We start from the raw sequence: 12,587 nt of genomic DNA, 5'->3' as shown, positions 1-12,587 counted from the left end.
CTGACGTAGGCCGAGTGCCGTGCGCACGTGGACGACCGGCGAGGGGTGCCCCGGCCAGCCTGATCGGCATGACAACTGATGCCGCCGCCCGCGCCGTACGGGCGACAAAGACCTACGGACACGGCGAGACCGCGGTGACCGCGCTCGACGACGTCACGATCGAGTTCGGCAGCGGGCGTTTCACCGCGATCATGGGGCCTTCCGGGTCCGGTAAGTCGACGTTGATGCACTGCCTGGCGGGGCTCGATCCGCTGTCGTCCGGGAAGGTGTTCCTCGGCGACACCGAGCTGTCCGCTCTCTCGGACACCGCGCTCACGCGGCTGCGCCGCGAACGGATCGGTTTCGTCTTCCAGGCCTTCAACCTTCTACCGACGCTGACCGCGGCGGAGAACATCACGTTGCCGTCGGCGCTGGCGGGCACCGCCCCGGACGAGGAGTGGATCGCGCTGGTCACCTCGACCGTCGGGCTGGGCGACCGGCTCGACCACCGGCCGTCGGAGCTGTCCGGTGGGCAGCAGCAGCGGGTGGCAGTGGCCCGGGCACTCGCGACCCGGCCCGACGTCGTGTTCGCGGACGAGCCGACCGGCAACCTCGACTCGGCCGCCGGGGCGGAGCTGCTCGGCTTCCTGCGGCACGCGGTCGACACGTTCGGGCAGACAGTGGTGATGGTGACCCACGACCCGGTCGCCGCCGGGTACGCGGATTCCGTGGTGCGGCTCGCGGACGGGCACGTCGTTGCGGAAATCGCCCCGCCGGTGGTGCGGTCATGAGGCGCGTGCTGCTCTCCGGGTTGCGGGCTCGGCGTCGGCGGTTGGTCGGCACCTTTCTGGCGGTGTTGCTGGGGGTGGCGTTCCTCGCCGCCACGCTGACGATGACCGCGACGATGACCAGCGCGATCGACGGGTTCTTCACCGAGGCCAACGCCGGCACCGACGTCGTCGTGCGCAGTGCCACCGCCCTGTCGTCGGGCCCGAACGCGGCCAGGCCGCCGCTTGACGGCTCGGTGCTCGAGACCGTGCGAGAGGTTCCCGGCGTCGATGTCGCCGCGCCCGTCGTCGAAGGCTTCGGGCAGCTGCTCGGCCGCGACGGCACCGCGATCACGGTGAACGGACCGCGACGAGCCGGTACCTGGATCGCCGACCAGTCGCTCAACCCGTGGAAGGTCTCCGACGGTGCGCCACCGACCGCACCCGGCGACGTCGTGGTCGACCGGGCGGCAGCGAAGCTCGGCAACCTGCACGTCGGCGACCGCACCACGCTGCTGACCCCGGCACCGAAGCCGGTCCGCGTCGTCGGCATCGTGACGTTCGGCGACGCGGACGCGTTCGGCGGAACGTCCTACGTAGGCCTTTCCCCGGCCGATGCGACGGCGTTCCTCGCCGGTGGCCGGGACCAGCTGACGTCGATCCAGGTCCGCGGCACCGGCACGGACCTCGTCGACCGGATCAACGCGGCCCTGCCACCGGGCGTCCAGGCGATCACCGGGGCCGCGGTCACCGACGAGACGACGACCGCGATCAACGACGGCTTCCTGAGCGCGCTGCGGGCCCTGCTCGGCGCGTTCGCGGGGATCGCGCTACTGGTTGCCGTCCTGAGCATCCACAACACGTTCGCGATCCTCGTCGCCCAGCGGACGCGGGAGACCGCGCTGCTGCGGGCGGTCGGTGCCGGGCGGGGGCAGGTGCTGGCAGGCGTGATCGCGGAGGCGTTGGTCATCGGCGTCGCGGCGTCCGCCGCCGGGATCGCGGCCGGATACGGACTGGCCGCGCTGCTGAAGCTCGTGTTCGGGGCACTCGGGTTCGCGGCGCCGGTCGACGGGCTGGTGTTCCCGCTGTCGACGATCGCGATCTGCGTACCGGTCGGAGTGCTGGCGACCGTCGTCGCGGCGATCGGTCCGGCGCTGCGCGCGTCCCGGGTGGCGCCGCTGGAGGCGCTGCGGGGTGCGGCCGCGGAGCGCGTGAGCATCTCGCGTACCCGGATCGGCCTCGGCGCCGTGCTGGCGCTCGGCGGCGGAGTGGCCGTCGGTGTCGGCTCCGCCGTCGTGGTGGTGGGCATCGGCGCGGTGCTGATCATCGCCGGCGTGCTGGCGTTGGCGCCGCTGCTCGTGCGGCCGCTGACTCGGCTGCCGCTGCACGGCGTCGCGGCGCGGCTGGCGTTGCGCAACGCCCGACGCAACCCGCGGCGTACCGCCGGTGCCGCGGCCGCGCTGCTGATCGGCGTCGGTGTCGTCACGTTGTTCACGGTCGCGGCCGGGTCGTTGAAGGCCGCGTCGGTCACGGACGTGGAGACGACGTTCCGTGGCGACTTCGCGGTGACCAGCGGCGCCCGGTTCGGCAACGGTTCGCTCTCCTCCGACATCGCGCCGGCGCTCGCGCGTCTGCCGCAGGTCGGAACCGTCGCGGCGGTGGGTGGCGGTCAGGCGGTGGTGGGTGACGAAGGAACGGCCGTCGATGTCGCCGACCCGCCGTCGCTGGCTCGCGTCCTGTCCCTTCCGGACGTTTCCGGGGCCGACGTCGCCGGACTGCGGTCCGGGCAGGTTGCCGTTGCTTCGGACTCCGGGCACTCGCTGGGCGATCGCGTGCGGGTGCAGTACCCGGACGGTTCGGTCGCGACCGACGAGGTGGTCACTGTGTACGGACGGAACTCGCTGGTGGGTTCGGTGCTGATGAGCGCCGACGAGTGGGCGCCGCACGCGACGCAGGCGTTGTCGTCGGCGGTGTACGTGGAGCTGGCGGACGGCGTTTCCGCTTCGGACGGGCGGGAGGCGATCAGCTCGGTGCTCCGCTCCTACGGCAACCCGACGTTGTCGGACGCCTCGGAGCTGGCCGGTTCGGGCGCGGAAGCGATCGGCCAGCTGCTCAACCTGGTCTACGTGCTGCTCGCGATCGCTGTGGTCACCGCGCTGCTGGGGATCGCGAACACGCTCTCGCTGGGTGTGCACGAGCGCACGCGGGAGTTGGGGTTGGTGCGCGCGGTGGGTGCGACCCGGCGTCAGGTGCGGTCGATGGTGCGGTGGGAATCGGTGCTGATCGCGTTGTTCGGGACCGTGGTGGGGACGGCGCTGGGTGTCGTGCTCGGGTGGACGCTGATCCGGGTGACCGACACGGGGTTCTCGCTGCCGGTCGTGCCGCTGGTGGTCATCGTGCTGGGCGGCGCGTTGGCCGGAGTTCTGGCGGGGGCGCGGCCCACCCGGCTCGCTGCCCGATTGGACGTGTTGCGTGCGATAGCGGCGGACTGATCAACCCAGGAGCCAGCCGTTCGCCTCGGCGAGGCGGACGGCTTCGGCGCGGGTGCGGGCACCGGTCTTGCCGATCGCGGCGGACAGGTGGTTGCGGACCGTTCCCTCCGAGAGGTGCAGTTCCTTCGCGAGGTCGGCGACCGTGCCGCCGGTGCGGGCCGCGCGGAGGACGTCGGTCTCGCGGTCGGTGAGAGGGCTGGCGCCGGTGGCGAGGGTTTCGGCGGCGAGGGTGGGATCCACGACCCGGAGACCGGCGTGCACTCGACGCACCGCGTCAGCCAGCTGTTTCGCCGGGGTGTCCTTGACGACGAACCCGCTGGCGCCGGCTTCCATCGCGCGGCGGAGGTAGCCGGGGCGGCCGAACGTCGTGACGATCAGGACCTTGCAGGTGGGAACCGCGTCGCGCACGGCTTTGGCGGCGGCGATGCCGTCCATGCCCGGCATCTCGACGTCGAGCAGCGCGACGTCGGGAGCGTTGTCGCGGGCTGCTGCGGCCACCTCGTCGCCGCGGCCCACCTCGGCGACGACGCTCAGGTCGGGTTCGAGGTCGAGCAGGGCGGCCAGCGCGCCGCGGACCAGCGCCTGGTCGTCGGCGAGCAGGAGCCGGATCGTCATTTGACTCCGTTCCACGTCACGCGAAGCAGAAATCCACCCAGGGACGAGCGCCCGACGGTGAGCGTCCCACCCACCGCCTCCACCCGCTCCCGCAACCCCACCAGCCCGTTCCCCCCAACCGCGGCAGGCGGCCCGGCGGCGGGCGCACCGACCGCGGCTGAGCTCCCGGACGCGGCGGAGCCCCCGGACGCGGCGGAGCCGGCGGCGCTGACTGTGGCTGCGGCCGCGGCGCCGCGGCCGTCGTCGGCTATTTCGACGCGCTCGCGCGTCACGGTCACGACGCAGCGGCGGGCGGCGGCGTGTCGGATCACGTTGGTCACGCCTTCACGCACGACCCAGCCGAACAGCTCGCGGCGCTCCCCCGGCACCTCGTCGAGTGCGATCGGCAACTGCGCGTCGATACCCGCGGCGTCCAGCGCGGCCCGCGCGCTCACGACCTCCCCGGCCAGTGTCACCGCGCGGAACCCACTGACCGTGCGCCGGATGTCCGCCAGCGCTTCCCGCGAGAGCCGCTCCAGGTCCGCGACCTCCCGCTCGGCCTGGTCCGGGTCGGCCCGGATCAACCGCCCGGCCAGCTCCGCCTTCACCGTGATGACGGTGAGCGAGTGCCCGAGGATGTCGTGCAGATCCCGCGCGGTACGCGCCCGCTCCTCGGCGACCGCGAGCTGCGCGACCGTCTCCTGCGCCTTCATCAGCTCCACGTTGCGCGCGATCATCTGCCGCACACCCCAGATCGCCAGCGCGGACACGACGATGCCGAAGATCAGTCCCGCCCCGGTGCTGTAACCCGGCACGAACGCGTCGAGAGCCAGCGTCAACACCAGGAGCCCGACCGCGACGGCGATCCCGTACCGCAACGGCAGCACCATCATCGCCGCCGCACCGATGTAGACCAGCGTGGACAACGCGTGGGCCCCGCACGCCGGCACCGTCGACGCCGCCAGCGCGACCAGTCCCCCGACAGCGATCCAACTACGACGTACCTCGTCCTCCCACAGCCCGAAGCGCGTCGACCGCACGAACGTGAAGATCGCCAGGTACCAGAGCGCGAACGCCGACAGCGCGCCGATCCCGAGCACCCGGAGCGCGACGTTGTCCTGCTCCCACGCCACCTGGGCCGGGTCGATCAGGTAAAAAAGCCAGATTCCACCGAACAACCAGCCGAACCTGGCCATTCTGGGTTGGCCGGTGAACGCGGCACTCACCCGCGAGATCGGCTCGGTGCTGGTCATGGCGGTCACGCTAACGCGGAAATCTGACCACTAGACACGGGCAACGAGGCCCTTCAAGATACATACCGTCAAGCCTGCATCTTTCTTGCTTCCAGAGTCGGGGGTGAGCACGTGCCGGAAGAATCCGTACGAGTCCTGGTCGTCGGTGCGGGTTTCGGGGGCCTGTCAGCGGCCGCGCACTTACGCGCAGCCGGCTACCGCTCCCCCGACGACCTGCTGATCATCGAGAAGGCCGACCAAGTCGGCGGCACCTGGCGCGACAACACCTATCCGGAGTGCGCCTGTGACGTGCAGTCGGTGCTCTACTCGTTCTCGTTCGCACCGAACCCGGACTGGCCACGCTCGTACAGCCGCCAGCCGGAGATCCTGGACTACCTGGTCCGCACCGTGCGCGACACCGGGCTGATCGACCACGTCCGGTTCGGCTGCGAACTGATCGGCGCGCACTGGGACGGCACGCACTGGATCGCCGAGACCTCCAGCGGCACGATCCGCGCCCAAATCCTGGTCGCGGCAACCGGGGCACTGTCCGCGCCGCGCCTGCCCGACCTCCCCGGCCTCACTTCGTTCACCGGCGCCGCGTTCCACTCCGCGCGCTGGGACCACTCCGTCTCCCTGAAGGGCAAGCGGGTCGGGGTCGTGGGCACCGGCGCGTCCGCGGTGCAGTTCGTCCCGGCGATCGCCCCCGACGCCGGTCACCTGACCGTCTTCCAGCGGACGCCCGGCTGGGTGATTCCGCGGGGTGACCGCCCCTACCTCGACTCCGAGCGCGCGCTCTACCGACGCTGGCCGGTCACGCAGCGGATCGCGCGCGGCTCCACGTACCTCTACCGCGAGAGTTACGTCATCAGCATGGCGCATTTCCCAAAGCTGCTGCCGAGCATGCAGTTCGTGGCGGAGACGCACCTGCGTCGCCAGGTCAAGGACCCGGACCTGCGCGAGAAGCTCCGGCCGCCGTTCCAGATCGGCTGCAAGCGCGCGCTGCTCTCCGACGACTGGTTCCCGGCACTGCAGCGACCCAACGTCGAGCTGGTGACCGCGGCCGCCGCCGAGGTGACACCGCAGGGCGTCGTGGACGCGGCCGGACGCAAACACGACCTCGACGTCCTGATCTTCGGCACCGGCTTCACGCCGACCGAGCCACCGGTCGCCCGGCTGCTCACCGGCCGCTCCGACGCGACGCTCGCCGAGACGTGGGACGGCAGCCCCCGTGCCCACCTCGGAATGACGATCCACGGCTTCCCGAACCTGTTCCTGATGTACGGCCCGAACACCAACCTCGGGCACAGCTCGATCATCTACATGCTCGAATCGCAGGCCCGCTACATCGTCGACGCCGTCCGGACGCTCGACCGCGCCGACCTCGCGTCGCTCGAGGTCCGTGCGGAGACCGAACACGACTACGTCTCCGACGTCCACCGCAAGCTGGAGCGGTCGGTGTGGAACCAGGGCGGATGCGCCAGCTGGTACCTCGACCGCAACGGCCGGAACAGCGTCATGTGGCACACGTTCACCTGGCGGTGCCGGCAGGCGACCCGCCGCTTGGACCTGGACAACTACCACCTGAAAGCGGTGCCGCTGAATGCACTATGACGTTCTCGTGGTGGGCAGCGGCTTCGGCGGCAGCGTCACCGCTCTTCGCCTCACCGAGAAGGGCTACCGGGTCGGCGTGCTGGAGGCGGGCCGTCGGTTCGACCAGGAGACCCTTCCCACGACGTCGTGGGACCTGCGGCGGTACCTGTGGGCGCCGCAGCTCGGCTGTTACGGACTCCAACGGATCCACCTGCTTCCCGACGTGCTGGTGATGGCAGGTGCGGGGGTCGGCGGTGGGTCGCTGAACTACGCGAACACGCTGTACCAGCCCGGTCCGTCGTTCTTCGACGACCCGCAGTGGGCGGGCATCACCGACTGGGCCTCCGAGCTGGCGCCGCACTACGACCAGGCGCGTCGGATGCTGGGCGTCACGCTCAACCCGTCGGTGACGCCGGCCGACATCGCGATGCGCAAGGTCGCGGACGAGATCGGCGCCGGCGACACCTGGCGCGCGACACCCGTCGGCGTCTACTTCGGGCCCGACGGAGGTGCCGACCGCGTCCCGGCCGGCGAAACGGTGCCGGACCCGTTTTTCGGGGGTGCCGGGCCCGATCGGGTGGCCTGCACGGAGTGCGGATCGTGCATGACGGGGTGTCGCGTCGGCGCGAAGAACACGCTGACACAGAACTACCTGTACCTGGCCGAGAAGGCCGGCGCGGAGGTGCACCCCCTGACCACCGTGCGGTCGATCCGCCCCGGCTGGACCGTCGAGACGGTCCGCAGCGGACGCCGTTCGGGCCGGAAGACGTTCACCGCCGACCACGTCGTGCTGGCCGCGGGCACGTACGGCACGCAGCGGCTCCTCCACGCGATGCGGAAGTCGCTGCCGAAGCTGTCACCGCGGTTGGGGCACCAGACGCGGACGAACTCCGAGGCCGTGCTCGCGGCGACTTCCCGGCGCCTGCACACGGATTTCAGCCGGGGTGTGGCGATCACGGCTTCTTTCCATCCCGACGCCACGACCCACGTGGAGCCGGTGCGCTACGGGCCGGGCAGCAACGTGATCGGGCTGCTCCAGACGCTGCTCGTCGACGCCGGGCGAGCCCCGCGCTGGTTGCGTGCCCTCGGCGTGGCCGCGCGGAATCCGGGCGCGCTGGTGCGCAGCCTGTCCGTGCGGCGCTGGTCGGAGCGCACGGTAATCGCGCTGGTCATGCAGGAGCACGACGATTCGCTGATCGTCTCGGGCAGGCGCGGTCTGTTCGGCGGCCAGCGCCTGCGTACCCGCCCCGGGCCCGGCGAGCCACCTCCACGCTGGATCCCGGTCGGTCACGACGTCGTGCGGCGCCTCGCCCGCGAGGTCGACGGCGACCCCGGCGGGTCGTTCGCCGACATCGCGAACATCCCGATGACCGCGCACTTCATCGGGGGCTGCGCGATGGGCGCCACGGCCGACGAGGGTGTCGTCGACCCGTACCACCGGGTGCACGGGTATCCCGGGCTCTCGATCATGGACGGGTCCACGGTCTCGGCGAACCTCGGCGTGAACCCGGCGCTGACGATCACGGCGCTGACCGAGCGGGCCTGTTCGTTCTGGCCCAACCGCGGGGAGGACGACCCGCGGCCGGAACCCGGCCGTGCGTATCGACGCGTGGCCCCGGTGGCGCCGGGCAATCCTGTCGTGCCGCCGCACGCACCCGCTGCGCTGCTGTTCCCGACGATCAAGGTCCGAGAATCCTCATGATGACGATCCCGTCAGTGCCCGAGTCGTTCCTCGCCGTCGACATCGAGTTGCCGGAGAGTTCGGCGCCGGCGCCGTGGAAGACGAAGATCGACGCCGCGTTCTGGTGGCACCGGGCCTCTCTCGAGGCTGCGTCCACGCTGCCGGTCGAGCTGCGTGCGCTCGGGACGATCCCGGTGACGTTCGTGGCATTCGTGCGCTATCGCGAGTCGCCGGTCGGGGCGTACTCGGAGATTTTCGCCAGCCCCGTACTGCTGCGGCAGTGGCCGGTGCCGCCGCTGCACGTTCCGTTCATCGCTGTCGACTCGCTGGCGTCGGTGCACGGTGGGCGCGCGAACTGGGCGTTGCCGAAGACGCTCGCGTCGTTCACGTGGGGGTCGTCGTCGATCGCCGCGGCCGGGGACGGGTGGGACGTCGCTGCTTCGGCGCAGGCGTCGACGCCGAGGTTTCCCGTGGCGGGCGGGTTGAAGGTCGTGCAGCTTTTCGAGGAGGGGCCGCGCCCCGCGTGGATCGGTCTGTACGGGCGCGCCCGCCTGGGTCGCGTGACCGTCGCCGCGAGCGGCCCCACGCTCTCGTCCTGGCTCACGCCCGGCCGCCACCCCGCACTGCTCATCAGCAACGCCACCATGCACGTGGGCGCCCCCCGCTGACGAACGGAGGGCCGGGAGCGTCATCGCATCCCGACCCTCCGTGTCCATCCGCCGCAGAGCGCCCTGCGGCCCGCCCGCACCCGACCGAGCCGGGCGCGATGCGCCCGCGCGGGCCGAGCGTGATGCGCCCGCGCGGGCCGAGCGTGATGCGCCCGCGCGGGCCTGGCGTGATGCGCCGCGGCTCCGGGCGCGTGGTGCGCCCGGACGTTACGCGAGGGCCTCGCGTAGGGAGCCGGCGGCGATCGCGCGATCGCGGAGGAGCGCGGGAACGCGGAAGCGGTCGCCGAACTTGTCGGCCAGTTCGTCGGCGCGGGCGACGAAGCCGGCCACCCCACCGGGGTACTGGTCGATGAACTGGGCCGCGCCCCCGAGACCGGGCGGGAACCCGATCCCCATGATCGAGCCGATGTTCGCGTCCTCGACCGAGATCAACACACCCTCTTCGAAGCATCGAGCCGTCTCGACCGCCATGATGAACAGCAGCCGGTCCTGCGCGTCCCGGAACCGCAGCGGGTCGTTACCCGCACCCGGCGCGAGCCCGTCCACGTTGGGCGGGAACACCGCGGCGAGCCCCGGCCACACCCGCTTCGACGGCTCCCAGTCGAAGAAGCCCTTCCCGGCGGCCTTGCCGGTGCGCCCCTGATCCACCAACGCGCGCAGCACGGCGATCCCGGGGTGGGAAGCAGCACCCCCACCCTGCTCCTCGATCTTGAGCGGCAACGTCAGCGTCACCTCGTCGAGCAGCGTCAACGGCCCAGCGGGGAACCCCGACTGCAGCGCGGCCCGCTCGACGCTCATCGCGGGCAATCCCTCGCCGAGCATCGCGGCGCCCTCCATCACCATCGTCCCGAACACCCGGCTGGTGAAGAACCCACGGCTGTCCTTGACGACGATCGGCGTCTTACCGATCGCCCGCGTGTAGTCGTACGCCTTGGCGACGGCTTCGGGCGAGGTCCGCTCCCCGACGATCAGCTCGATCAGCGGCATCTTGTCGACCGGCGAGAAGAAGTGCACGCCGACCAGGTCGGACAAACCCGCACCCTGCTGCAGGTCCGTGATCGGCAACGTCGAGGTGTTCGACGTGATGAGCGCGTCCGGTGCAGCGGCCGCCGCCTCGGCCAGCACCGTGTGCTTCAGCGCGGTGTCCTCGAACACCGCTTCGATCACGAAGTCGCACCCGGCGAGATCCGCGACGTCGTCCGTGGCGTGGATCCGCCCGAGCAACGCGTCGCGCTTCGCCTCGGTGCTCCGGCCCTTCGCGATCTGCTTGTCGAGGATCTTCTGCGAGTACGCCTTGCCACGTTCCGCGGCTTCCAGCGACACATCGCGCAGTACGACGTCGATACCGGCCTTGGCCGTGACGTAGGCGATGCCGGCGCCCATCATTCCCGCACCGAGAACCCCCACCGTGCCCGGCTTGAACGGAGGAGCCTCGGCGGGACGACTGCCGCCGCCGTTGATGCGGTTCAGGTCGAACCAGAACGCCTGGATCATGTTCGTCGAGGTCTGGCCGGCCGCGAGGTCGGCGAAGTAGCGGCCCTCGATCACGAACGCGGTCTCGACGTCGACCAGCAGGCCCTCGACCGCGGCGCACAGGATGTGGTGCGGCGCCGGGAGATGAGCGCCCTTGAGCTGCTTGCGAAGGTTCGCCGGGAGTGCCGGCAGGAATCCGGCGAGCGACGGGGAGTTCGGTGAGCCTCCGGGCACCTTGTAACCCTTGGCATCCCATGGCTGGGTGGCACCCTGATTGGCGTCGATCCAGGCTTTGGCTTTGGTGGTTAGTTCTGACGGATCCGTCACGACGTCGTGCACCAGTCCCAGCTGCTGCGCAGCTGGTGCGCGGAGCTGCTGGCCCTGCAGCAGCAGTTGGGTCAGCGCGGTCACGAGGCCGAGCAACCGCACGCTCCGGACGACGCCGCCCGCGCCGGGGAGCAGGCCGAGCGTGACCTCGGGGAAGCCCAGCTTCGTCGCCGGGGTGTCCAGTGCGATGCGGTGGTGTGCCGCCAGCGCGATCTCCAGACCGCCGCCGAGCGCGGCGCCGTTGATCGCGGCGACCACCGGCACGCCGAGGGTCTCGATCTGGCGCAGCCGTCGCTTGATGTTGGTGACAGTGGTGAGGAGCAGGTCGCGGCTTTCCGGGCTCGCCTGGATCAGCGTGTCGAGGTTGCCGCCGGCGAAGAACGTCTTCTTCGCGCTGGTGATGACGACGCCCTTGATCTGGTCCTTCTCGGCTACGAGGCGGTCGACGGTCTCGCCGAGCGCCGCCTCGAACGCGGCGTCCATCGTGTTCGCCGACGCGTTCGGGGCGTCGAGGGTCAGCGTGACGATGCCGTCGTCGTCCTGGTTCCAGCGGATGCTCACAGCTTCTCCACCACCGTTGCGATTCCCATTCCGCCACCGACGCAGAGCGTCACCAGTCCGTACCGCTGCTCGCGGCGTTCGAGCTCGTCGATCAGCGTGCCGAGCAGCATCGCGCCGGTCGCACCGAGCGGGTGGCCCATCGCGATCGCACCGCCGTTGACGTTGACGATCTCCTCGTCGAACCCCGTGTCGGCCATGAAGCGGAGCACCACGGCCGCGAATGCTTCGTTCATCTCGACCAGGTCGATGTCGTCGGTCGTCAGGCCGGCTTTGGCGAGCGCCTTGCGGGTCGCGGGGGCCGGGCCGGTGAGCATGATCGTCGGGTCGGCACCAGAGACCGCGGTGCTCAGGATCCGGGCTTTCGGCGTCAGGCCGTGACGTTTGCCGGCTTCCTCGCTGCCGATCACCACCAACGCCGCGCCGTCGACGATGCCGGACGAGTTGCCGGCGGTGTGGACGTGGTTGATCTGTTCGACCCAGTGGTACTTGTCGAGCGCTACGGCGTCGAAGCCGCCCTGGTCACCGATGCCGGCGAAACTCGCGGGGAGTTTTCCGAGCGACTCGACAGTGGTGTCCGGGCGGACGTGCTCGTCCTGGTCGAGGATCGTGGTGCCGTTGAGATCCTTGACCGCTGTGATGCTCCGAGCGAAATATCCATTCGCCCAGGCCTTGGCCGCGCGCTGCTGCGAGCGGGCGGCGTAGGCGTCGACGTCCTCGCGCGACCAGCCGTGCAGCGTCGCGATGAGGTCGGCGCCGATGCCCTGCGGGACGAAGCCGGTGCTGTACGCGGTCTCGGGGTCCTGGGCCCAGGCACCGCCGTCCGACCCCATCGGTACCCGCGACATCGCCTCGACACCGCCGGCGAGGACCAGGTCTTCCCAGCCCGAGCGGACCTTCTGCGCGGCGATGTTCACCGCTTCCAGCCCGGAGGCGCAGAACCGGTTGAGCTGGACGCCGGAGACGGTCTCGGGCAGTCCGGAGGCGATCGCGGCGGTCTTCGCGATGTCGGCGCCCTGCTCGCCGACCGGGCTGACGACACCGAGGACGACGTCGTCGATCTCGTCGGTCTGCAGCCCCGGATTGCGTTGCTGGATCGCTTCGATCAACCCGGTGACCAGGGAAACCGGCTTGACCGAGTGCAGCGACCCGGTCTTCTTGCCGCGACCGCGTGGGGTGCGGATCGCGTCGTAGACGTAAGCGTCTGTGCTCATTTCCGCCTC

9 protein-coding genes are annotated in these 12,587 nt (G+C 70.8%); 5 read left to right on the top strand and 4 right to left on the bottom strand.

Annotation, left to right across the window (positions count from 1 at the left end):
* Window positions 1–68: 68 nt before the first annotated feature.
* Together ACGFY5_RS02955 and ACGFY5_RS02950 are read left to right on the top strand one after the other, a co-directional pair.
* The gene (locus tag ACGFY5_RS02955; RefSeq protein ID WP_392716665.1) at window positions 69–770 is read left to right on the top strand and encodes an ABC transporter ATP-binding protein; all 702 of its coding nucleotides are present in this window, start codon (window positions 69–71) and stop codon (window positions 768–770) included.
* Window positions 767–3,238 (top strand): ABC transporter permease, encoded by a 2,472-nt coding sequence (locus ACGFY5_RS02950; RefSeq protein ID WP_392716663.1) that lies wholly within the window; start codon window positions 767–769, stop codon window positions 3,236–3,238. Before ACGFY5_RS02955 ends, ACGFY5_RS02950 begins: the two co-directional genes overlap by 4 nt.
* Here ACGFY5_RS02950 and ACGFY5_RS02945 read toward each other — a convergent pair whose 3' ends face one another.
* Both ACGFY5_RS02945 and ACGFY5_RS02940 read right to left on the bottom strand, forming a co-directional pair.
* Window positions 3,239–3,853, bottom strand: coding sequence for a response regulator (locus ACGFY5_RS02945; protein ID WP_392716661.1), 615 nt, complete (start codon window positions 3,851–3,853; stop codon window positions 3,239–3,241).
* Entirely contained in the window at window positions 3,850–5,085 is a 1,236-nt protein-coding gene (locus ACGFY5_RS02940) for a sensor histidine kinase (protein ID WP_392716659.1), read from the bottom strand. Before ACGFY5_RS02940 ends, ACGFY5_RS02945 begins: the two co-directional genes overlap by 4 nt.
* A 111-nt stretch (window positions 5,086–5,196) precedes the next feature.
* On the opposite strand from ACGFY5_RS02940, the gene ACGFY5_RS02935 reads away from it, so the two are divergent.
* The 3 genes from ACGFY5_RS02935 to ACGFY5_RS02925 are packed head-to-tail and all read left to right on the top strand — an operon-like array spanning window position 5,197 to window position 9,006.
* Window positions 5,197–6,678, top strand: a complete 1,482-nt coding sequence (locus ACGFY5_RS02935) for a flavin-containing monooxygenase (protein WP_392716657.1) — start codon at window positions 5,197–5,199, stop codon at window positions 6,676–6,678.
* Window positions 6,668–8,359 carry an FAD-dependent oxidoreductase gene (locus ACGFY5_RS02930; protein WP_392716655.1) on the top strand — a complete coding sequence of 564 codons (1,692 nt, stop codon included), beginning with the start codon at window positions 6,668–6,670 and terminating at the stop codon, window positions 8,357–8,359. Before ACGFY5_RS02935 ends, ACGFY5_RS02930 begins: the two co-directional genes overlap by 11 nt.
* Window positions 8,359–9,006, top strand: coding sequence for a hypothetical protein (locus tag ACGFY5_RS02925; RefSeq protein ID WP_392716653.1), 648 nt, complete (start codon window positions 8,359–8,361; stop codon window positions 9,004–9,006). Before ACGFY5_RS02930 ends, ACGFY5_RS02925 begins: the two co-directional genes overlap by 1 nt.
* A 207-nt stretch (window positions 9,007–9,213) precedes the next feature.
* On the opposite strand, the gene ACGFY5_RS02920 is transcribed toward ACGFY5_RS02925, so the two are convergent.
* Window positions 9,214–11,367 (bottom strand): 3-hydroxyacyl-CoA dehydrogenase NAD-binding domain-containing protein, encoded by a 2,154-nt coding sequence (locus ACGFY5_RS02920; protein ID WP_392716651.1) that lies wholly within the window; start codon window positions 11,365–11,367, stop codon window positions 9,214–9,216.
* Window positions 11,364–12,578, bottom strand: coding sequence for an acetyl-CoA C-acetyltransferase (locus tag ACGFY5_RS02915; RefSeq protein WP_392716649.1), 1,215 nt, complete (start codon window positions 12,576–12,578; stop codon window positions 11,364–11,366). Before ACGFY5_RS02915 ends, ACGFY5_RS02920 begins: the two co-directional genes overlap by 4 nt.
* Window positions 12,579–12,587 lie beyond the last annotated feature (9 nt).

The organism is Cryptosporangium sp. NPDC048952 (assembly GCF_043197895.1).
Taxonomy (GTDB): Bacteria; Actinomycetota; Actinomycetes; order Mycobacteriales; family Cryptosporangiaceae; genus Cryptosporangium.
This window is presented reverse-complemented; position numbering and strand designations above follow the sequence as displayed.